Annotated in this window: 20 protein-coding genes and 1 pseudogene; 16 read left to right on the forward strand and 5 right to left on the reverse strand. The window is 42.3% G+C overall.

The features are described from left to right. Positions 1-194 precede the first annotated feature (194 nt). A complete protein-coding gene (locus tag QPK24_RS05035) occupies positions 195-1,145 on the forward strand; it encodes an MsnO8 family LLM class oxidoreductase (protein ID WP_285746691.1) in 951 nt (316 codons plus the stop codon). 129 nt (positions 1,146-1,274) lie between these two features. Beyond that, the gene (locus QPK24_RS05040; RefSeq protein ID WP_285746693.1) at positions 1,275-1,703 is read left to right on the forward strand and encodes a hypothetical protein; all 429 of its coding nucleotides are present in this window, start codon (positions 1,275-1,277) and stop codon (positions 1,701-1,703) included. A 25-nt stretch (positions 1,704-1,728) separates the two neighbouring features. On the opposite strand, the gene QPK24_RS05045 is transcribed toward QPK24_RS05040, so the two are convergent. Both QPK24_RS05045 and QPK24_RS05050 read right to left on the reverse strand, forming a co-directional pair. Then, complete coding sequence (locus QPK24_RS05045) at positions 1,729-2,820, reverse strand: glycosyltransferase WbsX family protein (protein ID WP_285746695.1); 1,092 nt, start codon at positions 2,818-2,820, stop codon at positions 1,729-1,731. A gap of 74 nt (positions 2,821-2,894) precedes the next feature. Continuing rightward, positions 2,895-4,037, reverse strand: a complete 1,143-nt coding sequence (locus tag QPK24_RS05050) for a glycosyltransferase family protein (protein ID WP_285746697.1) — start codon at positions 4,035-4,037, stop codon at positions 2,895-2,897. 245 nt (positions 4,038-4,282) lie between these two features. Here QPK24_RS05050 and QPK24_RS05055 point away from each other — a divergent pair, with 245 nt between their 5' ends. From QPK24_RS05055 to QPK24_RS05070, 4 genes and pseudogenes are all read left to right on the forward strand, one after another. Beyond that, positions 4,283-5,992 (forward strand): methyl-accepting chemotaxis protein, encoded by a 1,710-nt coding sequence (locus tag QPK24_RS05055; RefSeq protein ID WP_285746699.1) that lies wholly within the window; start codon positions 4,283-4,285, stop codon positions 5,990-5,992. Positions 5,993-6,041: 49 nt separating this feature from the next. Then, the gene (locus tag QPK24_RS05060) at positions 6,042-7,037 is read left to right on the forward strand and encodes a TRM11 family SAM-dependent methyltransferase (RefSeq protein WP_285746701.1); all 996 of its coding nucleotides are present in this window, start codon (positions 6,042-6,044) and stop codon (positions 7,035-7,037) included. A 105-nt stretch (positions 7,038-7,142) separates the two neighbouring features. Continuing rightward, positions 7,143-7,832: a helix-turn-helix domain-containing protein gene (locus QPK24_RS05065; RefSeq protein ID WP_285742199.1), complete on the forward strand. Its 690-nt coding sequence runs from the start codon at positions 7,143-7,145 to the stop codon at positions 7,830-7,832. Positions 7,833-8,097: 265 nt separating this feature from the next. Beyond that, positions 8,098-8,706: pseudogene (locus tag QPK24_RS05070) on the forward strand (IS3 family transposase); the annotation flags it as partial. Positions 8,707-8,828: 122 nt separating this feature from the next. On the opposite strand, the gene QPK24_RS05075 reads toward QPK24_RS05070, so the two are convergent. Continuing rightward, entirely contained in the window at positions 8,829-9,785 is a 957-nt protein-coding gene (locus QPK24_RS05075; protein ID WP_285746703.1) for a D-2-hydroxyacid dehydrogenase, read from the reverse strand. Positions 9,786-10,280: 495 nt separating this feature from the next. Here QPK24_RS05075 and thpR point away from each other — a divergent pair, with 495 nt between their 5' ends. From thpR to QPK24_RS05110, 7 genes are all read left to right on the forward strand, one after another. Beyond that, entirely contained in the window at positions 10,281-10,853 is a 573-nt protein-coding gene (gene thpR, locus QPK24_RS05080) for an RNA 2',3'-cyclic phosphodiesterase (protein WP_285746705.1), read from the forward strand. A gap of 324 nt (positions 10,854-11,177) precedes the next feature. Continuing rightward, positions 11,178-12,077 carry a cell wall hydrolase gene (locus QPK24_RS05085; RefSeq protein ID WP_285746707.1) on the forward strand — a complete coding sequence of 300 codons (900 nt, stop codon included), beginning with the start codon at positions 11,178-11,180 and terminating at the stop codon, positions 12,075-12,077. Between the two features lie 77 nt (positions 12,078-12,154). Beyond that, positions 12,155-12,838: a metal-dependent hydrolase gene (locus QPK24_RS05090; protein WP_285746709.1), complete on the forward strand. Its 684-nt coding sequence runs from the start codon at positions 12,155-12,157 to the stop codon at positions 12,836-12,838. A 228-nt stretch (positions 12,839-13,066) separates the two neighbouring features. Beyond that, positions 13,067-13,654, forward strand: coding sequence for a TetR/AcrR family transcriptional regulator (locus tag QPK24_RS05095; protein WP_285746711.1), 588 nt, complete (start codon positions 13,067-13,069; stop codon positions 13,652-13,654). Positions 13,655-13,981: 327 nt separating this feature from the next. Then, complete coding sequence (locus tag QPK24_RS05100; RefSeq protein WP_285746713.1) at positions 13,982-16,444, forward strand: YhgE/Pip domain-containing protein; 2,463 nt, start codon at positions 13,982-13,984, stop codon at positions 16,442-16,444. Between the two features lie 493 nt (positions 16,445-16,937). Continuing rightward, positions 16,938-21,536 (forward strand): glutamate synthase large subunit, encoded by a 4,599-nt coding sequence (gene gltB / locus QPK24_RS05105; protein WP_285746715.1) that lies wholly within the window; start codon positions 16,938-16,940, stop codon positions 21,534-21,536. A gap of 254 nt (positions 21,537-21,790) precedes the next feature. Further along, the gene (locus QPK24_RS05110) at positions 21,791-21,943 is read left to right on the forward strand and encodes a hypothetical protein (protein ID WP_285746718.1); all 153 of its coding nucleotides are present in this window, start codon (positions 21,791-21,793) and stop codon (positions 21,941-21,943) included. A gap of 132 nt (positions 21,944-22,075) precedes the next feature. On the opposite strand, the gene QPK24_RS05115 is transcribed toward QPK24_RS05110, so the two are convergent. Beyond that, positions 22,076-22,444 (reverse strand): helix-turn-helix domain-containing protein, encoded by a 369-nt coding sequence (locus tag QPK24_RS05115; RefSeq protein ID WP_160032346.1) that lies wholly within the window; start codon positions 22,442-22,444, stop codon positions 22,076-22,078. Positions 22,445-22,661: 217 nt separating this feature from the next. On the opposite strand from QPK24_RS05115, the gene QPK24_RS05120 reads away from it, so the two are divergent. Next, a complete protein-coding gene (locus tag QPK24_RS05120) occupies positions 22,662-23,093 on the forward strand; it encodes a hypothetical protein (RefSeq protein ID WP_285746721.1) in 432 nt (143 codons plus the stop codon). 882 nt (positions 23,094-23,975) lie between these two features. Next, complete coding sequence (locus QPK24_RS05125; RefSeq protein ID WP_285746723.1) at positions 23,976-24,467, forward strand: hypothetical protein; 492 nt, start codon at positions 23,976-23,978, stop codon at positions 24,465-24,467. 111 nt (positions 24,468-24,578) lie between these two features. Here the strand turns inward: QPK24_RS05125 and QPK24_RS05130 are convergent, their stop codons facing one another. Beyond that, on the reverse strand, positions 24,579-24,707 hold the full coding sequence (locus QPK24_RS05130) for a hypothetical protein (protein ID WP_285746725.1): 129 nt from the start codon (positions 24,705-24,707) through the stop codon (positions 24,579-24,581). Positions 24,708-24,996: 289 nt separating this feature from the next. On the opposite strand from QPK24_RS05130, the gene QPK24_RS05135 reads away from it, so the two are divergent. Beyond that, positions 24,997-25,287, forward strand: coding sequence for a hypothetical protein (locus QPK24_RS05135; protein WP_285746727.1), 291 nt, complete (start codon positions 24,997-24,999; stop codon positions 25,285-25,287). The last annotated feature ends 82 nt before the right edge of the window (positions 25,288-25,369 follow it).

A 25,369-nucleotide genomic window follows, 5' to 3' on the forward strand; every position in this document is an offset into this window, starting at 1 on the left:
ATGATTCCGGCCGTTTGTCTCACCATATCGTGGTGAGGCAGACGGCTTTTTATGATGCTCCGCCGTTTATCTTCTTATAGACAGGTGAAATTTGATTTAGTAGAAATGGGGTTGCTATACTAAATTAACTGATTGTTTTTTTGTTAGAGGTAGAACGAGAAGCAAACTTAAGATAACCAGGGAGTTGAGAATATATGAACCCAATTGGTTCTACATCATTAGAATTAGGAATTTTAGACCTCGTTCCCAGATTAATGGATGTAACCGCCGAAGAAGCAATTCGCCAGTCTGTTCATCTCGCGATGAAAGGAGAAGAGTGGGGATATACAAGATACTGGACATCAGAACATCATAATCTTCCAGGTACAGAATCTGCGAGTCCAGAAGTATTACTATCTCACATCGGAGCAAAAACAAATCGGATTAGGCTTGGATCAGGAGCTGTACTGCTTCCCTACCATCATCCGATTCGGGTAGCTGAAAGTTATCATATGCTGGCTTCCCTCTATCCTGGACGTGTTGAGCTTGGAATTGGGCGCGCTCCAGGGGGATCGGCCCATTTATCAATGGCTCTTGCCGGTAATTACTTAGAGAAAGTGGCCAAGTATCCGGAACTTATTAAACAGCTTCAAGATTTGCTTCACGGAAAATATAGTTTTGATGGGGAGCCGATTGCGGCTAAGCCCGTACCGGAGATTCCTCCTGCTTTGTGGCTGTTAGGGACCAATGTGAAAAGTGCGGAATATGCCGCGCAGTTTGGAACGGGTTATGTATTCGGTCAGTTTATGAGTGAACAGGATGCTGCGGAGATGCTGCAAAAATATAGGGAGCAGTTTATCCCTTCCGAGAATCTTACGAAACCAAAAGCGAGTATTGCGGTCAATGTAATCTGTGCTCCTTCTGCAGATGAAGCTCTTTCCTGGAAAGAGGAAGCGCTCATCTTACACCGGAAAGCGACGGGCGGAATTGTAGAGGTGCCGCCTTATCCAGTCATCTTCGGAAATCCAAAACAGGTCAAAGAGGAGCTGCTAGTGCTTGCACAAAAAACAGGGTGTAACGAGATCCTTATCTCTACCCGTGTGGCATCCTATGAACAACGTTTATTATCCTATGGATTATTAGGGGAAGAAATGAGCAAAGGGTAATAGATTGGATTTTCACTCTCTTCCTATACTATTGATCTTTAATTTAAAAGATAGATAATTGTACTTTTGTTATAGAGCAAATCTCTTTCCTTTACATAGAATAGAGTAATAAGGAAGGGAGTGAAGTGTATGGCGACATTTGATAATATCAGTGTAACGGGAGACGCAGCGATTAACAGACATCTGCAAGTCCTTGGAGGGACAACTTTACAAGATGTGAACTCCCAGAACCAAACGATTCAGCAGAGCCTTAATGTGAATGGCAGCCAAACCATTGCCGGACATCTTCAGGTCAATGGCAGTGCAACCGTTTTGCAACATTTGGGTGCAGGACAAAGCCTCAGTGCGAACGAGAATGTGGTAGCTGGATCCAAACTTATCTCTTTAGGGGTTCCCGCCGTGCCGCCCGTCAGCGCTGCTCCAAGTGGTGTTACTTTCTATAATGCGACGAACAGCGGTCAGCCTGGTTTGGTACTGAAAGGGACAGACGGGAACAACTATGTTCTTTTTATTGATGTGTCTTCGGGTACACCAACCCTCGGTATCCATCGGATTTAAGAAATAAACGAAACGGTTTGTTATATTACCTCTTTTTTGAAAGCTTTGTGTTACCCTCCATGTACTTTTCATGGCGTGTAACAGCTTTTTGAACGGCCTCCAAATATGAAAAATGATGTTTCTTATCTGGTTCCAGATAAGTCCCCTCCGCCCATTCATTCCAAGCATTGATAAATACAAACTCCGATTGATAGATCGAAGCAGCCCGGTTCATCTGTTTCGTTAAATAATAACTAAATTTTTCGGGAGTAGACCCAATACAGCTTTGCCCGCGAGCTCCAATTCGAGGGGTGTTATCCCAATTGACATAGGCACCTGGGAAAATCGTTTCACCGCTTCGGTGCGGAGATCGGCCCAGTATCATTTCCCATACTCTGTCATAATCAAATACCAGATGTTCTCCATCCTTGGTGCTAATATAACTCCAAAGATTTGCATTATGTCCATGAGCAAACGTATAATGCGGTTCAAATTCAATACTTGCTTCAAAACCAGACTGCGGGGGGATCTCGAACCCCCCTAATGTTCTTGCAAAATAAATCCCTTCGAGACCACTTCTTATAGCCAGTTGATTCCAAAACCGAAGCATTTCTTCACAGCGGGGAATCGCGCCCGGACGATAAATAATAAATAGAGGTTTATTCTGAACCCGGATATATCTCGGGTCTTGAAAGGCAGTCAGAAGTTCATCAAAATGCTCTGCCCAGTCGTTTTCATCGCCATAATCTTGAGGCATGAGGATTTCATTATTTCCGCCATCCCATTTACGTGTCCAAGGTTCATTAGCCCAGGATAGACAAAAAGGAAAATCAGGTTCCCCTGATTTCAGAACAGATTGGAACGGCTTTTCAAGCAGACGTTTTCCTTTAAACCAATAATGGTAGTAACAAAATCCATAAATGCCGTGAGACCTAGCCGCATCTGCCTGCCATTTTCGAATGGAAGCATCCATTAAGTTATAATACAAATCTTTTAGCGGTTCTTTCGGCTGAACATGTCTTTTATATAATGGTTTGTTTTTTCGCGTATTGGTCCATTCGGTGAATCCCTCTCCCCACCAGGCATCGTTTTCGTCAATCTGATGGAACTGAGGAAGAAAATAAGCAATCAGTTTCATATAGAACTTTATCTCCTTTCCTCTATCTAAGACGTTCATATAAAGAGGTAAAGGCCCCTTTCGGAATACATAAATCACTTGCCTTCAAGAAGAGTATTCGTAAAATCCATCATCAGATGAAAAAAGGAATAATCAAACTCGCTTCGTACCAGAGCTCTGGAGCTGATTTTTCTCTTCTCCTCTGGATGTTCCTTATAATAAGTCACATGTGAGCCAAGTTCTTCAGGGCTATGAAAGGAGACAAAGTCTTCTCCCGGTATCATATAGTTATCCTGATTCATACCATGTTCCGCAAGCAAAAACCCTCCGCACGCCGCGATATCTAGTCCCCTTCGGTCATTCTCGCCAAAATTTATGATGATATCTGCTCCATTGTAGAGCTGTTTTATATCATTACTTGTTTCTGGGATCCATGGTTCTACTCTAGGAATGTCTCCCCAGTTATCACCTATTGCGATTATGCGTTCATCTGGACTGCTTTCACGAAGGGCTTCAAGATAAGGATGCAAACGAGGTTCGTAATCTCCAAGAAGGAGTAGATCGGACTGTATATGTGCAGGTGCTTTTTCTGGAGCGAATAGCTCTGGATCAGGACCGAAGGGGATATAGACTACCTTTGAGGTCGTTGTCTTTTGATAGGTGCGGATGTGCTTTGGATTTTGTGTAATAACATAATCCCAGACTAGAGAATCGGGGTTCGTATTTAAGCGGGAAAGAGGACCATGTACATCCTGTAACCAAAGGACCGTTTTAAGGTCTTTATGATAAGATGCCTGACCAGCAAGAGGCAGGTTGGATCGGTTTCCCACGACAAGGAGGACATCGGGCTGATATAGTGCGACTGCATTGACTAAGTTATCCTCAACTTTCAGCGGGAATACCTCTTTAAAAAGCATACGTAAAGATTGTCTGAACCGGATTTCTGTTGAAGGTAATCCTGTATCGTGTTCCCAGAGTAGTAGAATTCGTAGTTTCTTAGCATCACGAATAGAAAAAGTTGGCTTTTTAGAGGGAATAAGGGGAGCAGCCGAGCTCCGATTCTCAGGAAGAGGATGGTTCAGCTGCACACCTGGGTTAGAAATCTTTGGCGGAAAAGAGAGGACTTTAGAAGCTGTAGTTAATTTTGCTGGTTTTCGCTTTTTGGTGACAGTACGTTTCCTTCTGGGTACATCTGTTTTTTTATGCAAAGAAGATGCCGACTTTTCATTTTTTTTCATGACTGGTTTCGTTCCTTTGTATTTCGCATTTTAAGGTAGTTTATGATGAATGACTGCTTTGTTTCATGACACATACCCAAAATAAGTGAAAAAGGTGATTATTTAGGCTAAATATATAGTAAGTAACTCACGTTTTCACCTTCACTTACCGACATATTAGAAAGAAGTTAATCAATCATGAAGCTTTATCACAGAGAAACTCATAGAGAGAAGTGTGTTAGAGGCTTTCGGTAGGGGGAGAACCATTGTTTAAGAGGAAAACAATAGGGCGGCGAATTACGTTTGTAATGGTGATGCTGCTCATCTATGTGATCGTGGTTGGATCTGTTTCCATATTACAGACCAAATCTATGGAAACAAATGCGAAGGACATTACTCAAAAAGTAATGCCTGCCATGAACCAAATTAATAATATCACATTTGCTTCCGAGCATATTCAGAAGCTGAGTTATGATTATTACTTAGCAGCGGATGATGAGGGAAAGAGAAAGGCGATCGGAGAGGAACGATTACAGACCATTCGCTATCTTAGCGAGTCGAAAACAGCATATGAAGCAAATATTACTAATGAGGAAATTCAAAATCAATATGATGCTTTTACAGCGGAATGGAATGCCTATAGTAAAGTGAATACGAAAGCCATTGAGAAAGTAGATTTGAATGATCACGATTTGGCTTATGAAGTATTGCTCAAATCAGAGAGTTCCTACCGGAAGATGCTGGTCCAATTAACATCCTTGGCTGAACTGAATCAACAAGAGGCAGATCAATCGACCAGTATGCTAGAAAAAAGTTCGTTTAGAGCTGTAGGGGTCTTGATTCTTGGTATCAGCTTAATCCTAATTGCAACACTTGTCAGTAATTTTGCATTAATTCGTGCGCTGGTGAAACCAATTAAGGATATAGAGAAGAATGTACAATCCATCGCGGATGGAGACTTAACTATAGAAGATATTTACCGGAAGAAAGAAGATGAACTCACATCGCTCGGTAGAGGAGTTAATCAAATGAAGGCAAATCTGGTTGAGATCGTGAGACAGATCAGCGCCTCATCCAAGCTAGTAGAATCGCATAGCAGCGATCTCGCAGTTACATCCGAAGAAGTGAAACTCGGAAGCCAGCAAATTGCCATCTCGATGGAGGAATCCGCAAAAGCAACCGAAAGTCAGGCAGAAACCGCTACTTCCGCCGCTAGAACGGTTGAGGTGCTGAATGAGCATATCCAGGATCATGCTTCGAAAGGAGAACAGCTTAAAGGCATGTCTGAACTTGTTCTGGAACGAGGAACTCGCGGAAAAGAAATTATGCAGAAGTCAATTGAACAGATGAACCAAATTGCGGACCGAGTATCCTCCTCTATGAATCAAGTGAACCAACTGGATAAGAGTAACGAGAGTATATACGAACTTGTTCATGTGATCCGCGAAATTGCAAGACAAACCAATCTGTTGTCTTTGAATGCATCGATTGAAGCAGCGAGAGCAGGGGAGCATGGACGCGGATTTGCTGTTGTCGCGGAAGAAGTAAGATCATTGTCAGACGCCGTTCAGCATACGGTGGGTCAGATTAGTGAACTGACTGCTCAAATTCAGCAAGGTACGAGATCGGTTGTGGAGTCACTCGAAAGCGGAGTACAGGAAACGACGCGAGGAACCCACCAAATGGAAGAAGTAAATGATGCATTTGAACAGATTACGTCTTCGGTCGTTGAAATGGTGGCTGTCATTAATGAGGTGACATCGAGTCTTGGTGGGATGCAACAACTAAGCGGCGAAATGAACGATTTCAGCCAGCAGATTTCTGCGATTTCACAGCAGTCAGCAGCGGGTGTAGAAGAAGTGTCTGCATCGGCAGAGCAACAAGTTGGATCGCTTGAAGTGGTAGCCGATCGAATTGGGAAGCTCAGAATGTTGTCAGAGGAACTACTCGCTTCCATCTCTCAGCTTCGGGTATAATAGAAGCGAGTATGAACAATACGAGATGAGAAGGGATTTACGGTTACTCATGATCATTCACAATAAAAATAGAACGAGCGATACCTTTTTATATACCTTTGCCTGTCACGAAAGTGAACAGGCTCTTTGTCATTTAGAGCTGAAACGACTGCTTGGAATGCAGGAGGCTTTGGACCATTCATTTTATATAACGAATCACTGCATCGATCCTTCGCGGAGTCCCTTTCTTAACATGAGAGTAGATGTATTATTCTTGGCTCCTGGCCTAGATGAATTGTTAGTGCTTGCCGAATCTATAGAACTAGAAGAGGGTTCCACTTTTAAAGTATTGTATCTGAAAGAAGGGATTCCTTACACCTATGACGAGCAAAGAACGCTTGAACGTTCGGTAGGGAGCCGGATAAAAGGTACAGCGAGAATGAAAAAACCAGATGTTACACTGGGTCTCATTCACTTGGAATCAGGATGGATGCTTGGAAGATGTCACGAAGCAGAGAGTGTGTGGCTGAATCACAAAAATAAACCGCATAATTATTCCACTGGCCTCAGTTCCAGGGTTGCCAGAGCGCTCGTTAATATAGCAGCGCCTGAAGCCACAGGGGTAACGATGATTGATCCTTGCTGCGGGATGGGGAATGTCCTAATTGAAGCTTTATCCATGGGAATATCCATCCGCGGTAATGATATCAACCCGCTTGCCGTACAAGGGGCTCGTAAGAATCTTCGTCATTATGGTTATGATGATACTCTTGTTACGCTTGGAGATATGACGCATCTCGAAGAAAAGGCCGATCGCGCTATATTGGATCTACCATATAATGTGTGTTCCGTGTTGCCGGTAGAAGAACAGCTGCAGCTGCTAAATCACCTTGGAAAACTAGCCGGAGAAGCAGTCATTGTAAGTACACAGCCCATTGCGGAGCAGTTCCGGCAGACGGGATGGCGAATCGAGGACCACGTAACCACATCAAAAGGTTCTTTTGTTCGGGAAATCTGGTACTGTAAGAGGCTAACGGAAATCACGTTAGAGAATAAAGCTCTTTAGTTAAAAATAAGAAAAAACCCGCTTCAAGATATATGATACGCTCCCATCATAGTAGACAGTAGAAAAAACAAAACTTCTACCTCTATCATGATGGGAGTTTTTGTAATGTCTAAAAGAAGCCCAATTCCATATGAAATTAAGATTCAGGTTGTAAGACGTTGCCTGCAGCATGAATCCAATCCCAACTACGAGGCAAAACAACTGGGGATCCATAAAAGCACGGTTACCGAATGGATAAGAAAATATCAAGCAGGTGGAGTGGAAGGTTTAAAAAAATCGAAAGGTTGGAAAGCTTACTCCAAAGAGTTACGACTGGCGGCGATACAAGATGCACTTTCTGGTGAACACTCTGTACGATCAGTGGTGAAAAAGTACCATATTTCGAGTAAATCTGTGTTAGAGAGCTGGATTTCCAAGTATACTGAAGGGGCGAAAATGAAACCAACTCCGAAAAGGATGGGATCCCCTCATATGAATAAAGGACGGAAAACGACTTACGAAGAACGTATTGAAATTGCACAATTCACCATCGCCCATGATTTAGATTACCAGAAAGCCATCGACAAGTACGATGTCTCTTATCAGCAAGTCTACGCCTGGGTTCGTAAATATCAAACGAATGGTCACGAAGGGTTAAAAGACCTCCGAGGTCGTAAAAAACCGCTAGAGGAGCTAGATGAACAGGAAAGATTAAAGCTTCGGATTAAGGAACTCGAAGCGCGTAATGAGTACCTTGAAATGGAGAATGCACTCGCAAAAAAGTTGGCAGAGATCCGGCGAAGAAATACACACTAACCTACGTTCGGCATGCAGACATCTATCAAGCGATTAAGGAACTGCATGGCGAAAAGGGATATGCACTCACCAAGCTCTGTGAGCTCGCAGGAATCGCCCGATCTGCCTATTATAAGTGGCTGAAATGGACGCCATCCACCAGGGAACTCGAAAATCTTAAACTCGCCAAGGAAGTCAAGTGTCGCTATGACAAACGAAAAGGGATACTCGATTATCGCCAAATGCGTATTCAGTTAAATCGCAAACTAAAAAAGGCTACAACCGTAAACGCTATTACCGTATCATGCGCGCCCTTGAACTAAGGGCAGTGATTCGCAAAAAGCGGCCAAATTACGTGAAAGCTCCAGCCCTTCATATTGCAGAGAATGTCATGAACCGAAAATTCCAAGCGGATGCCCCTAACCAAAAGTGGTGCACCGATGTAACAGAATTAAAGTACGGAAATGGCCGTAAGGCCTATTTGAGTGCCATTATTGACGGATATGACAACTCCGTGGTGTCATGGGTACTCAGCCATTCCAATAACAATGAACTCGTTATGAATACAGTAAAGAAAGCTTACAAAAGGAACCCAGGTGCTAAGCCACTCTTGCACAGTGATAGAGGTTTTCAATACACCTCACATGAATACCAACGACTTCAAAAGAAATACAAGTTTAGAACAAGTATGTCTCGTGTAAGTCGGTGTTTGGACAACCAACCTATTGAGCGATTCTGGGGTACCTTTAAAACAGAAAGCTTTTATCTGGAGAAATACGATACATACGACAATCTCCTTCGTAGTGTAAGAACTTATATCCATTATTACAATAATTTTCGATACACCGAACGACTTAACGGCTTATCCCCTAACGAATATCGGCAAGCAGCATAACTAAGAAAAAATAATCCCCTCAGCTTTGATAACCGAGGGGATTGAACATTTATAATTTTGTTTTTTTATCTGTCTACTTGACAGGGTGCACTTCAATATGTCTTGAGCGGGTTTTTGTAATTCTAATAAGAACGACTGTAATCGACTAGATTACGTGGAAGAGTCTCGTTCTTCACATAAGCTTTCAAGTTCTCTATAAATATTTCAAAAGCACGTTCCTTATAATAAGGAGTGCTTCCGGCAATATGAGGTGTAATCAGTACATTATCCATCGACCATAAGGGATGATCGCTCGGCAAGGGTTCTTCTTCAAATACATCGAGTGCAGCAGATGCGATCTGTTTTTCTTGTAGGGCTTTCAGCAGTGCAGAAGTATCTACGGTTGCGCCGCGGCCGACATTGATGAAGCATGCCTCTTTTTTCATCGCTGCAAAAGCCTGCTCATTAAATAGATGGCGGGTATCATCGGTAAGCGGAAGAATGTTAACCACATAATCTCCGTCAGTCAGTACTTCTTCAAAACTTTCCATGGAGACCATTTTGCTGACATGCTCTACTTCTTTACCCGATCTGCGAACACCAATTACGTTCATGCCAAAAGCTTCGGCAAGTTTAGCTGTGGCCTTCCCAATCTCACCTACGCCAACGATGACCATCGTTTTTCCATGAAGTTCGCTCATGTTATCTTCACTTGCATCCCATGTGCCGTTAGCCTGATTAACAGCAGCTCTTTTAAGATTACGGGATAAAGACAGCATCATACCAAGAATCATTTCTGAGATTGGAATCGCATGAATTCCGCTTGTATTGGTGAGTAGAATATTTCGTTCTTCAAAAGTTTCTTGAGGAAGATAGTCTACGCCGGCAGACCAAGTCTGTACCCATTTTAATTTGCTGTCAGGATGTAATAATTCATCTGGTTTACTTTTTGGCCAACCCACTAGAATCTCTGCATCTCGCAGGACGGAGGGATCAAGCTCCTTTGCTTTGCCTGTAGTTATCGTATAATGAGGTGCTATATCCTGGATACGCTTCTGCTCTGTCTCTGTAAAAGAAATTAAACTTACAATTTTGCTCATTCGCGTAGATCCTCCTCGTTTTATGTATAGTTACAGTGTAGCAGATGATAAGGCAGACGGGCAATTGAAGCAGGGGAGAGTACCCCGTCATCTATACCATCTATTTCCTGACACTTATAATAGAAGAAACCCATCTTTATTGTTGTATTAGAACAGGTGTAACTATATATAGAAACCTATTATATAGAAATAAAAAAATTTTAACGTTGATTAAGCGGGAAATCGACATCTAATTATAGGTTATTTACCCAGAAAACAGGAGTGATATAAATTTACTTTTGTTACCATATTTTATGGAGTGAGTGACAATTAACTTATGATTGTTACCTTATTCAATTCCTTTTGATCTTTTTGGGAGTAAACATACAATATGGGAAATTAAACCTTTTATAATAATTTAGTACCTGGTACTAGTACTAGGATATTAGTATTATAATTTGGTTAATACTAGGTAAAGATATATAGATAAAATTGAAAATAGAAAGGGAGTTTCGAATGACGCAAATGCCACAAGATAAAGTACGCATCTTCACAGCTGTTTCTCTACCAGATCATGTGAAAGAAGAAATACAGCGCTGGACAATCGATAATAAAGATAAACTTTCCTTCCGTAATTTTACACATAAAGAAGATTATCATATTACACTTCAATTTTTAGGGGATACGGAAAGAGGTACCATTAACGCGCTGTGTGAAGCTCTGCGAGAAGCCGCTGTTAAGATGCAACAGTTTCCTTTAAGTGTTGGAGATGCAGGTGTTTTTGGTTCGCCATTACGTCCTAGGGTTTTATGGAGAGGAGTCGAAGGAGAGATTGATGAGCTCGCTGTGCTTTTCCAGTATATTCTAGATGCAACTGCTCCGTTAGGATATATTTCTGAGAATCGTCCTTATCGACCCCATATTACGATTGCTCGCAAATTTGATGATTCTAAGAAGATTAATTGGAACTTGGAGAAATTTCCGGCACAGGAAAAAATTGAACCATGGCTTGTCAAAGACTTTGTATTATTTCAGACGATACTTGGTCAAAAACCGATGTATAAAATAATCGAGAAATTTGATTTTTGATTGTCTCTATTCTCTTAACTTCGCTCCAAAATGGGCTTTTTACTTATTATCCTAAAAATATACAATCAACCCAAATATATTAAAGGAATTAATAGAGTTAAAAAAATTCACAAAAATTATTCAAAATTTTTTATTTTATGATGCAGAGCAGGTGTTCGTGTGTTAAAAATCCTGATGTATCAACGAATTTCTGAGTTTAGCATTACCCTCACTTGAGGGGCTTACAGGGATATCAGACGCATAAAATAGTTTACTCTATGTATTCAAACCTTGCATTTTTGGTTACAGTTAAGTAGAATTGTGCCGATATAACAGGAGGTTATTATGAATACAAATAGAGAGACTCGCTGGGTAGCACCGCTCATGTATGTGCTGCTTGTGTTTATATTGGGGGCAAGCCTGATTACGAAGGCTGTTGAAGTATATGGGGAAAGTACAACTCAGGGTAGTACGGAATCCGGAACTCCTATGAATCAAATAGCAGTAAATCATAACAGCAGGATGTACTCTGATCGGGACGGAGTCGCTATGCTTACTTCCGTGACGGATTTTACAGGAGTAACCACTGTAACAACGGCACAGCTGACACAAGAATCAGGACGTTCGTCTTCGGAAGACCATGTCTTGCTCAAAACAGCTGCACTTTCGGCTGAAACGAATGCCCAAAATGAGAAAGAAGCGGAACGTAAGGCTCTAGAAGCCAAAAAAGAAGCACAAAGAAAACTACGTGAACAACAAAAAGCAATTGCGTTAGCAAAAGAAAAAGAAAAACAAACTACTCCCCCAAAAACTCTATACTTTACCAAGACGGAATTACTAACCCAGGAGGAAAAAGACAAGGCCACCTGGAACTACAACGTCTCGGATAAAGAGCTGCTTATGCTACAAAAAATTGTCATGGCAGAAGCAGAAGGTGAACCGTACGAAGGCAAAGTTGCAGTAGCTAACGTTGTCTTAAACCGGCTACGGTCAGCCAATTATCCCGATACCATTAAAGGCGTTATCTATCAAAAGTATCAATTTAGTCCCGTGGCGAACGGCCGAATGGACCGTGTGACGCCGAACGAGGACACCATTCGTGCTGTCAATGAAGCGCTCAACGGACGGAAAGAAGTGCCTGACGAAACACTCTACTTCTTATCTATTACCCTAGCTGACGACTTAACAGTACATCATTCACAAATAAAAGTTAAGAGAATCGGAAATCATACATTTTATAAATAAGCTCCAAAAGTGATATACTAGAAAGATAGTTCCTTTAAGAAATGTTCATTTCTACTGACTAGGAGGCGTATCACTCTATGAAAATCACATATTATGGACACTCATGTATCCTTGTTGAAGAAGCAGGCAAACGTGTTATTATTGATCCTTTTTTAACAGGGAATCCTACCGCTAAAATAGCTGCTGAAGACGTCAAAGTAGATGCAGTGCTGCTAACACATGGCCACTCGGATCACTTCGGTGATACACTCACGATCGCTAAACAGAATGATTGCCCCGTTGTAGCGGTCTATGAATTAGCAGAGTATTGCCAGAGTCAAGGAGTACAAGTACAACATATGAATATTGGCGGGAGCTGCCAGTTTGATGGTTTCAAAGTGAAGTATACGCTCGCCTTCCATAGTTCCTCTCTTGAAGTGAACGGGACAACCGTATATATGGGACAGCCTGCGGGAATCCTGTTAACGATGGGTGATAAAACGATCTACCATGCAGGAGATACAGCACTTTTCGGTGATATGAAAATCATCGGTGAAATGAACGATATTGATACAGCGATCCTGCCAATCGGTGATGTGCTAACAATGGGTCCTGAGGATGCTGCAATCGCCGCTGAATGGCTGAGAGCAAAAAAGGTCATTCCAGTTCATTACAACACCTTCCCGTTTATTAAACAGGATGCAAATTCGTTTACTGAGCTTCTAGAGCCCAAAGGGATAGTAGGAGTCGCTTTAGAGCCGGGGGCTAGTACAGAAATTTAGTTCTTACTGAATCAATTTCACCATTTTCATGAGTTATGATATTGATTAAATAGATAAGAAAGAGCTGCTTATGATCTTGCTGGGTAAGCCGGATGGTGAGCTGCTCTTTCTTTTTTTTTGATTATGTAATTTTTTTCTTGCCAATAGAACAGAAAAGTGGTAAAGTGATTTTTGACCGAATGACTGAATTGGATTTATAGTCAATTAGAGATTAGAGGAGGAGAGGCAATGGCTCCGATAGATCGTCGCAAACAAATACTCAAAGCAGCAGCGAAGTCCTTTGCTTTGTTTGGTTATAAAGCAACGACGATGGATCAGGTGGCGAAGATTGCGAATGTAGGTAAGGGAACAATCTACACCTTTTTTACCAATAAGGAAGAATTGTTCGATGAGATTTTGCATGAAGTCATTATAGAAATGAAAAATGTGGCAGAGAGAGAATTAGATCATGAGCAGACGTTTTTTAATAACTTGTTTCGAATATTAGATTCCTTACTTGAGTTCAGAGAGCAGCATGATCTGCTCATTAAGCTTTCTCAAGAAGTGAGGGAGTTTGGAACACTGCAGGCAAAAACGGGCAATGCCAAGGTGGAAGGTGTAATCACAGGTTATCTCGAGAAAGAACTTCGCTTAGCGCAAGAAAAGGGAGAGATAAAACCTTGTGATCCAAAAGTAGCGTCTTTCATTATGTTTAAGATCTACATTGCACTTACTTCGGATTGGAGTCATGGGAATGATCCTCTCAGCAAAGAAGAAATTAAGCAGTATATTGAGTTGTTTTTGGTGCATGGACTAGTGCCAGATCTTCCAGTATAAAAATACTTACGGAAAGCCGGCTGCGATATATAGTAGATAGATAGAAATAGCCGGCTTTTAAAAAAACTTCCCTGAGACAAAGTAGAAAGTATGCGATAAAACAAAAAAATGTTTCATTGCTCAGGTAGAGGATTATATAAATAATGCAGTAACTAGGTTGTATCTTTGAAAAAGCATAGGAGAAAGGTTATTTTTTTTCATCTCATATGACTATTTGGGGAAAACAGTCATGAAGTTCGCGCTTTCATTTTTCATACTGCGCTTATGAAATGAAATGACAACTAGAAAGTTCGAAGTGAGATAGCGTAAAGGGAGAGAAAGAAGTAAATGAAGACATTATCCGTATTTTTTCAAGATGTATGGCGAGCACTGAAGAACCCCAAAGTTCTTATTCCGCTCATCGCAGTGATGCTGATTCCTATTCTGTATACAGGCGTATATCTTACCGCCTTTTGGGATCCTTACGGCAAGCTGGATACACTGCCTATAGCGGTGGTGAATCAGGATCAGGGTGCTGAATTTGAAGGCAAGCAGCTTCAGATCGGCGAAGATCTCATCGAGGAACTGAAAGAAGGACAAGATTTCAATTGGCAGTTTGTTGATCTCGATGAGGCAAGACAAGGAATGGATAATAACGAGTACTATATGATGATTACCATTCCAGAAGATTTTTCACAAAAAGCAACGACATTAATGGATGATGAACCAAATCCTTCTGAACTGATCTATGAACCAAATGCGAGCTATAACTTTGTTGGAGCTCAGATTGGTGACACGGCAATGAAGGAAATCAGCAAGAAGGTATCTGCTGCGGTAACCGAATCCTATACAGAGACGCTGCTTGATAAATTCACAGAAGTAGCGGATGGATTCGAAGAAGCAGGAGATGGAGCAACCAAAATTAATGACGGTGCCGGTGAACTGAATGATGGGGCGCTGACCCTTCAAGAAAATCTTCAGAAACTGACAGACGGAACGCTGGAACTAAAAGAAGGCATTGCTCCACTTGCAGACGGGGTCAAAACCTTGGATGATGGAGCGGGTCAATTAAGTTCAGGTGCGAGTGATCTTTCTTCAGGACTTTCTCAGCTCGTTGATGCAGAAGGCCAGCTGGCTGGCGGAATTGGACAGCTTCAGGATGGTGCGGGTAAGCTAAAGGACGGTATTGAAAGTTCTCGTGAAGGTGCAGGCAAGCTTAGTACGGGTCTTTCTGCTGCGTCGGATGGTGCGGACTCCCTAGTATCCGGTCTTGAAGATGCATCGGCAGGAAGTGAAAAACTAGTAGCTGGACTTACTGCTACCGAAGCAGGTGCCAGCAAACTTTCAGATGGACTAAAAAGTGCAGCTGGAGGAAGTGAGCAACTTGTAGGTGGTCTCACTGCATCACAAGCGGCTAGTAAGCAAATAGCTGAGGGTGCACAAGGTGTAGCAGCTGGAATTAAACAGCTGACTGAACAGAGTCCAGAACTCGCAGCAATTCCTGAGGTGCAAAAGCTGCTTGCAGCGAGCCAGGCTGTTGCAGAGGGAAGCAGTGAGCTTAGTGAAGGACAAAGTAAGCTCTTAAGTGGAGCACAGGCTCTGAATGAGGGGAATTCACAGTTATCCTCAGGAGCGGACGAACTTCTTGCAGCTCAGAAGCAATTACTTAATGGAGCGCAGTCTCTTAATGACGGACACGGACAGCTGTTAAGCGGAGCACAAAAGCTTGCTGATGTCCAGAAACAATTAGCAGAAGGGGCAAGTACCCTTGCTGCAGGTCAAGATCAGCTTCTCGCAGGGGCGGATCAGTTATATAGCGGTCAAGGAGAACTTTCTAGTAATATGAACTTGTTCGGAGAAAAATTAAGTGAAGCAGCAACGGGAAGCAGCAAACTCAGCTCAGGTGCAGCCGATCTTAAAACAGGAACAAGTACGCTTGCTGGCGGTGTAGGTGAACTTACTGGAGGGGTAGATACTCTGGCAGACGGTTCTGTAAAACTTACGGATGGTGCAGGCGAACTTCATGATGGATTGACAGAATTGAAAGACGGATCAGAAGAGCTTGCAGATAAGCTTAACGATGCGGCTGACGAGACTGCAGAGATGAAAGGCAAAGACGATAGTTTTGTTGATATGTTCGCGGAGCCGGTTCAAACCGTAGAGAATGAATCAAGACTCGTTTCGAATTACGGAACAGGACTGACACCTTACTTTATGTCGATCGGATTATTTGTAGGTGCATTGATTTCAACCATCGTGATGAACATGCGTGAAACGAGTGTACCAGGTGCAACGCCTTGGGCACGCTTTGTGAGCCGGTTCTTTGCTTTTGCAGGAATGAGTGTTATTCAAGCCATTGCAATCGCTACGTTTATGATCTATGGGTTACACCTTGAAGTACAGAGTGTTCCTTATTTCTATCTGTTCTCCATCATCACAGGTATTGCTTCTATGATGATTGTTCAGGCACTCGTAACTTGGCTGGATCTAGTGGGACGTTATCTTGCGATCGTTCTACTCGTACTTCAACTTGCTACAAGTGGCGGTACATTCCCGCTTGAAACACTGCCAAGTTGGATGAGTCCAATTAGTCATTTGTTGCCGATGTACCACAGCGTTGTCGGTTACCGTGCTGTAGTGATGAGCGGAAACTATGATCTAATGTGGAAACAAGCTGAAATGTTAAGTGTTTATGCTGTAGTGGGCGTGTTATTAACACTCGGATACTTCTTATGGAGCGGTACTAAAAAAAGTAAGGATCAATCAGAAAATCAAAACCATACGCACAGTGGTGAAGCACTGACCGCATGATGAAGCAATTCAAAATAGTAATATCAAAAAAATATGGAATACACCCATAATACAGCCTATCATAGATAGACTTGTTTGAAAGTGTTTCTTGTCACACAAAGCCCCGCCTTCCATAAGAAGGCGGGGCTTTCTAATTTCTGAAAGATTGTACAAATTTTCAGAGTATTGGTCCATTCAAATATAACACCGTTATGGCAAATAATTAAGAACAATATATAGAGTTTATAGGGAATGAGCAGGAATAAAAGATCGAAGAAAATACCGGGAAAAACATCGGTATATTGGGGAATAAACACAAATTTTTTCTTATGACGACCATAGAAATTTTAAATTGCACCGAGTTTACACTCGATGTTAAAATGAGGAAACTATATGACCTTTGATCTTCTAATACGGACTATATATTCCCCTTCCTCATTCCCTTTGTCCCTTCGTCATTTTTCGCTTATCACGGATGTTCCTAAAATTCATGATCATAGAAAGGTTGCGTTCCATGAGACAGACTGGATTACCTCCAAAACAGGGGCTTTATGACCCGCAGTTCGAGAAAGACGCTTGTGGTATGGGGTTTGTAGCTAATATTAAAGGGGCTCCCTCTCACGATATTGTGAGTCAAGCTTTGACGATGCTGAGTAACATGGAGCATCGCGGAGGACAAGGGAGTGAGCCAAATTCAGGTGACGGAGCCGGAATTTTAATTCAGATCCCTCATCAGTTTTTTGCAGAAGAAGCACAGCGGCTAGGATATGAGCTCCCAGAGCCAGATCATTATGGTGTAGGGATGATTTTCACCTCACGTAACGAAGAGGTTCGCGAGGAGCATTTGGATATTCTGCGCAAGATTGTAGAAGATGAGGGACAGCAGTATCTTGGTGTTCGTGAAGTCCCCACATACGATGGAATGCTCGGCAGATCAGCGCTTGCTGCGAAGCCTTATGTATGTCAGGTGTTCATTGGCACGAACGAGGAGAAGCTGAGCGGACTGGAACTCGAACGGAAGCTGTATATTATTCGCCGCCGCGCAGAGCAGCAGATTCGGTATGCTGACCAGGTAAGAGACGCAGAAGCATTTTATATTCCAAGTATGTCTTGTCGTAAGATTGTATATAAAGGCATGCTGACCACTGAGCAGGTAGGTCAGTTCTATCTTGAACTGCAAGATGAACGGGTAGAATCAGCAATGGCACTGCTGCACTCTCGTTTTAGTACCAATACCTTCCCAAGCTGGGAGCGAGCGCATCCGTATCGGTACATGATTCACAATGGTGAGATCAACACGATGCGAGGTAACGTTAACTGGATGCATGCACGTCAGTCCCTGTTTGAGAGCGAACTGTTCGGAGAAGACTTATCCAAAGTAAAACCTGTCATTAACCCAGATGGTTCAGATACAGCAATGTTTGATAACACGCTTGAATTTCTATATTTAAGCGGACGTTCCCTGCCGCATGTCGCCATGATGATGGTGCCTGAACCTTGGAATAACGATGCTGGTATGGATGAAGATAAGAAGGCTTTCTATGAATATCACAGTACTTTAATGGAACCATGGGATGGACCGGCTGCAATGGCCTTTACAGATGGAATCCAGATCGGAGCCATACTAGACCGTAATGGGCTGCGTCCTGCAAGGTATTATGTAACGAAAGATGACCGTATTGTGCTGTCTTCGGAAGTGGGAGTCCTTGATATTGCGCCAGAGAATATTCTGTACAAGGATAGATTACGCCCAGGGCGTATGCTTCTCGTGGATACTAAGGAAGGACGTATTATTTCGGACGATGAAGTGAAATCGCAGATTGCGTCCGAACAACCATATAAAGAATGGCTGGATGAGCATCTCGTCGATCTTCATGAGCTGCCTGATGCGCCGGAACCGCCAGAACCAAAACATGAGAATATCAATCAGCTTCAGCTGGCATTTGGATATACCTTTGAAGAGCTGCGTAAAGTTCTGGAGCCGATGGCTTCTACAGGAATGGAAGCAACCGGTTCCATGGGGTACGATGCACCCCTGGCCATATTATCAGATCGCCCTCAGCGGCTTTATAACTATTTTAAACAGATGTTTGCTCAGGTTACCAATCCGCCAATTGATGCTTTGCGCGAGGAGATTGTCACTTCGACACTAACTACGATTGGTCCTGAACGTAACTTACTGCTGCCGGAACCCGAAAGTGCAAGACAGATTCGTGTATCTTCACCTATTCTCTCTAATGAGGAGTTTGCCAAACTCCGCCATATACGCAGACCCGGTTTCCGTTCCATGACGATTCCGATCTTCTTCCCTGCCAGTGAAGGTGCAGAGGGAATGAAGAAGGCGATGGATGTACTTTTTGAAGCAGCAGATCGTGTTATTGAGAAGGGGCATAATATTCTGATTCTCTCAGATCGGGGTGTAGATGCAGAGAATGCGGCTATTCCTGCGTTACTCGCTGTCTCAGGTCTTCACCATCACCTGATTCGTCAAAAAACCCGTACGAAAGTCAGCATATTGCTGGAATCCGGTGAACCCCGTGATGTTCATCATTATGCAGTCTTGCTAGGTTATGGTGTGAGTGCTGTAAATCCATATCTAGCATTCGAAACCATGGATGTGATGATCCAGCAAGGTATGCTGCGCGGAATTACGCATGAGAAAGCAGTGAAAAACTACATTAAAGCAACGACAAAAGGGGTAGTAAAGATTTTATCCAAGATGGGAATCTCTACGATTCAATCCTACCGAGGTGCACAGATTTTTGAAGCAGTGGGACTGAAGAGTAATTTTGTCGATGAATACTTCACTTGGACACCTTCTCGCATCGGTGGTATTGGCCTCTCGGAGGTAGCAGCTGAGACACTAGTGCATCATGAGCGCGCATTTTCAGATAAAGATGGTAACGATAAAGTGCTGGATTCCGGAGGAGATTACCAGTGGCGCAGTGATGGAGAAGACCATTTATTTACGCCGCAGACGATTCATACGCTGCAGCACGCGGTTAGAACGGGAGATTATTCGCTGTATAAGAAATATGCAAAACTTGTCCAAGGTGAGAACGAGAAGAAACTTACCATTCGTTCGCTATTAAAATTTAAACCCGCAGGTCCAAGGGTTCCGCTTGAGGAAGTAGAGTCAGCTGAATCCATTATGAGACGATTTAAGACAGGAGCTATGTCTTTTGGTTCCATTAGTAAAGAAGCTCATGAGGATTTAGCGATCGCAATGAACCGGGTTGGCGGTAAGAGTAATACGGGAGAAGGGGGAGAAGATCCCGCTCGTTTTGTAAAAGACAGTAATGGAGACTCTCGACGCAGTGCGATTAAGCAGGTAGCTTCTGGACGTTTTGGAGTAACCTCGAATTATTTGGTAAATGCTGACGAGATTCAGATCAAAATGGCGCAAGGAGCGAAACCAGGAGAAGGCGGTCAGCTTCCAGGACGTAAAGTATATCCATGGGTAGCTGAAGTCCGCGGCTCAACGCCGGGTGTAGGTCTTATTTCGCCTCCGCCGCATCATGATATTTACTCGATTGAAGATTTAGCAGAACTGATCTATGACCTTAAGAATGCGAACCCTCGTGCAGATATTAATGTAAAGCTAGTATCCGAAGCCGGAGTAGGAACCATTGCAGCGGGCGTGGCTAAAGGACGTGCAGATATTATTCTAGTCAGCGGATATGATGGAGGAACTGGGGCTTCCCCGCAAGGTTCCATTCGTCATGCTGGTATGCCTTGGGAGCTGGGACTCGCAGAGACGCATCAGACCCTGATGATCAATAATCTGCGTGACCGTGTTGTTCTGGAGACAGATGGTAAGATGCTAAGCGGCCGAGACTTAGCTGTGGCAGCCTTACTTGGAGCAGAAGAGTATGGATTCTCAACGGCTCCACTAGTTGCACTGGGCTGCATTATGATGCGTGTCTGTCAGATGGATACCTGCCCTGTAGGGGTAGCGACTCAGAATCCGGAACTTCGTAAGAACTATATGGGTGATCCAGCACACGTCGTGAACTTTATGCGTTTTGTTGCGGAAGATACAAGAGAGATTATGGCGGAACTTGGTTTCCGTACGATCGAAGAGATGGTAGGCCGTACGGATTGTCTGGATGCGGAACATGCGGACAGCCACTGGAAGAAGAGCGGAATTGATCTTTCGCTGCTCCTCCATGTGCCAGAACAAGCTGATGGAACAAACCGTGTACGTACTCAAAGACAGAATCATGGTCTAGAAGAGACCCTGGATATACAGAAACTTCTACCGATGGCTGCTCCCGCACTGGAGTCTGGCCAATTCGTAGAAGGTGTGCTTGGTATTACGAATGTGAATCGTGCAGTCGGAACCATCCTTGGCAGTGAAGTGACACGTAAATATGGCGCTGCAGGTCTTCCGGAAGATACAATTAAGTTCACGTTTATTGGATCGGCAGGTCAAAGTTTCGGTGCCTTTGTACCGAAAGGAATAACGCTTACGGTCGAAGGTGATTGTAATGACTATGTAGGGAAAGGTCTGTCTGGCGGCAAGTTGATTGTAAAGCCGTCGCCTCAGTCAACTTTCCCTGCGGAAGAGAACATCATTATCGGGAATACTGCACTTTACGGTTCGACAAGTGGAGAAGCCTATATCCGCGGCATTGCAGGAGAACGGTTTGCGGTTCGTAACTCAGGAGCTCGTGTAGTAGTTGAAGGAGTAGGAGATCACGGCTGTGAGTATATGACCGGGGGGCGTGTCGTTATCCTTGGGGATACAGGTCGTAACTTCGGAGCAGGGATGTCAGGCGGGATTGCTTACGTCTACGACTCAGACGGTACGTTCCTAAACCGTTGTAACCTCGAGATGGTTCTTCTGGAGCGAATCGAAGACACGACTGAAGCTGCGGTTTTGCATGGTATGATAAGCCGTCACGTAGAATATACGGGAAGTACAGTAGGTCAGCATATCCTAGATTACTGGAAACAGGAGATTGGGTATTTTGTTCGGGTGATTCCAAAAGACTTCAAACGTATGCTGGAACAGATTGATAAAGTACAAGCGAATGGACTTACGGGAGACGATGCTCTGCTTGCTGCTTTTGAAGCAAACATGCGTGAATTAACGAGAGCGGGACAGTAGTAATTCAACATTATTTTAACAAGGTAATCCTTATTACAGACAGATTGAGAAAAAGACCTTAAAACTAGGACCTCTTGTTAGGTCGGTTTTAAGGTCTTTTTATGTTTTCGACAAAAATAGAAGCAAAATCCCCTTAGATTCTGCCATGAGACGACAACAAAAATAGGCTTATTTACGTATAATAGGTCTAGTGTTTCAGATCAATAAAAAATACATATATATTATAAATCTAAATAAATGGAGTGGTTGTCGGCATGAACATGGATTATCCAAGCAGGAACAATGATCAGAACTTAGAGCAGCAGGACAACCCGCGCAAACAAGTGGATATCATGGAAATACTTAAGCAATGCGGTATTGATCCAAGTCATTGGGAATCCCTTGTGCTTCCAGAGAAAGATTCATAAGAGCCCGTCAAGAACGGATTCTGCTCAACTACAATAGAGAAACCATACACAAAAAGAATAGCTGCAAAATATTGGCTGGAGTCAGCAATATTTTGCAGCTATTCTTTCTATACCTTATGACTCAGAAATAAGTTATTTCATATCTCGTTCCATTCGTACAAACGCAATAAATCGTTTTGCCTCTTCCTCTGACAAGGGTTTCCCATCAATCATGAGTTCGAACTTACCGAGTACTTCACGATCTGACAATTCTAAGGAATCAACAAAACCTCGCACATCTTCATCAAGTACCATGTCTGGATTATTCGTTCTTCCAAGTAAGTAATCTACCGACACATGAAACGTATCAGCAAATCTGGTGAGTGTTTCAAAATCCGGTTTTCTGCGGTTTTTTTCATAATGGGAGAGAGAGGCTCTTGTAATATCAAGCATATTGGATAATTCCTCTTGAGTAAGACCTCTTTTTTCTCTAAGTTCCGCAATTCGGTGTCCGTAATCCATCTATATCTTTCCTCCTGGTTTCTAATAAATGCTCCAAACATATATGTCTTTTTGTATTAAAAATGGAATATTAGCTAATTACTGCTTGACACGATACTATATGTATCGTAAAGTTTTATTAATTATACAAATTGTATCTTTTCGTCTTACTTTTTAGCTTTTACCTCAATCATATTATTCATACCTTGAAATATGGTTGCAAAAGGGAATGAATCTAATGAACCAGATTAATGTAGATGAGCACGATCTAAAAGCAGCAGTTATGTATATTCACAAGTATCAAGAACAAATTATTAATAGCAAATCAAGACCCATTATGGTTATGGGGATAAGTGGAAATTGCATTACTTTTGTGAGTGACCTGTACATCCCGGTTATACCACAGCTTGAAATTGGACTGGTCATTCAAGATGAACTTAGTAGTATTCATTCATTTTGTACTTTGAAATGGAAACAAGATTTCGGAAGCTTTACGTTATATCATGCATTTCTACATAATCTTGAGGAACAAAAACCATATATAAATGGACAATTGAACTGGATGATTCAGCGAATGCCATATCTATATGAATTGCGTCCGTTAGATCGAATTGAAGAATGGTCTCTGATAAGAGACAAGATTTACAATAAAATAGACTTATTTATCTAGACATATCGCCATTTTACTATATTTTAATAGTTACTGCATTAGTTGTTTGACCGCAATATCTTAGTGTGCAACATAATTAACTGTTGGAATAAGGTATTGATGGGGATTGTCATTGACAATCATAGTCTATTTTAATCTTAATGAGGTTTCTTTAGCGGGGAAATATTTCCCGCTTTGGCTGAGAATTATATCTTGGTTTGGACTAAGAAAGAGCTGGATTAATAAGATCTAGTTTATGCCATCACATTTACGCAAGAAGGCAATTTTTCTTCGTTGTTCGACACTGAACAACGAAAAACATCGTTTTATCAAGTGGTTGCTGAATATAATCATATAGGTTTGTCGAGTGTGCTGGAACAAGATACCCAGTTATAGATCGAAAAGAATTCGGTTATTTTATCCTGAAGCTTATATCGAAACATTTTCATCAGACCCTATCCCAAGATTTAGATCATGCAAGTTGATCGCGTACGGTCCACTGAAAATCTCTGTAAAGTTTTATCAAATACTTGACACAATAACAACAAAAACTAACGGAAGAATATAGCTGTATAGACTTCTTCCCCACTTTGTCTTAATCAGAAGCTACTAATACTTATATCAGCTCAAGTTACCAAGTATTCAAATCAGCTAAGCTACTCCTCAACCTTCTTGCTTAAAACATTCGTCATTTCTTCAATGTTGAGCATTGTTCCACGGCTATCGATCGATGCATTTTATAAAATGATATAACCCCTATGACGTTCTCCTAGACTTCACCGGTGGATGCATCGCTCTACTTCTCATGATCCTGATTGAAAGGTTCTTACGCAGACGAAGGTCTAAAGATTCCTCCTCGCTCATAACCTGAGAAAGATACAAAGGACAAGGGGAGGGAGCATCATGCTTCGCAGACGCCGAGGGAATGGACTTATCAAATTGCTCACTGCCGTCCTGGTAGTGGGCTTGATTATTCTTTTGTTCTTCAGTGTACGTGGGATGGTTAAATCAACAAATGAAGAAGAAGCAATTAAGATCGTAGAACAATTCTATGACTATGAGCAAGAAGGGGACTTTGGGAGTTCATGGGAACTGTTTCATTCGCTTATGAAGGAACGATATAAGAAACCCGACTATGTTCAGACCCGGGCGCATGTGTTCATGCAGCATTTCGGTACGAACACCTTCCAGTATGAAAGGAGCGAACCAGAGCGGAAATTTGATGTGCAGTTGGTCGAAGGAACAGATGCCTTGAAGGAAGTTTATCTTATAACCATAACACAGATTTATCATTCATCCTTCGGTAATTTTAAGATCGTCCAGCCTGTATATGCTGCTGAAGAATCAGGTAATTGGCGGGTATTATGGTCATTTCAGAAATCGGAAGACTTCTAATGTATATACATAGGTAGAGCCCCTCTGTGCACGAAGAAATTCCGTGCATTAGAGGGGCTTATTTTTGCTCTATTCCTGCTTTTTTTTTCGAGATTTCTACACAAAGTTGTCCTAACGTACAAGCAGTAAGCGTACAATAAAGTAGGTCAAGACGGGTGCGCCTACAATGACAAGTACAGGTAAGAGGCTGATGTGCCTCGATGCATTCCTCCTCCATTTTTTCACTGTTCTTCTCATCATTATCCCTCCTCAAATAACTATATTTCATAATACAAATTGTATCATTCCTCCTTAGGTGTGTGAATGCGAAAAATGACTTATTTTCGTAAATATGATGCATTTCCATCCTTGTTTTCAGAAAAAACGCGATTTAACCCCTAAATTACAGGTTATATTTGTAATATGGAGTGATTATTCTTGACAAAGATATAGGACTCCATTATGTTCAAGATACAAAAAGTATCGAAAATGATCGATTTTTGTAGTTCAAGAATGTGTTACACGTTACTTGAATGGGAGGGGATTTTTAGTGATAGGTACTCGCCGTTTTTATTGTGTGGCCTGCAAGAAAATTATGTGGGTCGAGAATGAGTCTGTAAGTACTTTTGACTCCGATCGCATTAATGCCGATCTTATCTTCCGGACGGGATTCTATCGAAATGAAATGCCGCTAGGATATTGTGGTCACTGCCGTGAAATTCACCATCATCTACAAGATCAAGAGCAGGCTGTGCAGCAGGAAAGTCATCATCTTCCTTCCATGTATTCTCAAAAGAGTGCTTCACCTCTCGAATGTGGTACAGGTTGTATGGTACACTAGCTTCTGAGCTTAAGTCTCGATACGAATCTGTATGATATTTGATAAATAAGGAGTGAACTTGTCCGTGCATCAAGAACCGGTT

This window comes from Paenibacillus polygoni (assembly GCF_030263935.1).
GTDB classification, from domain to species: Bacteria; Bacillota; Bacilli; order Paenibacillales; family Paenibacillaceae; genus Paenibacillus; species Paenibacillus polygoni.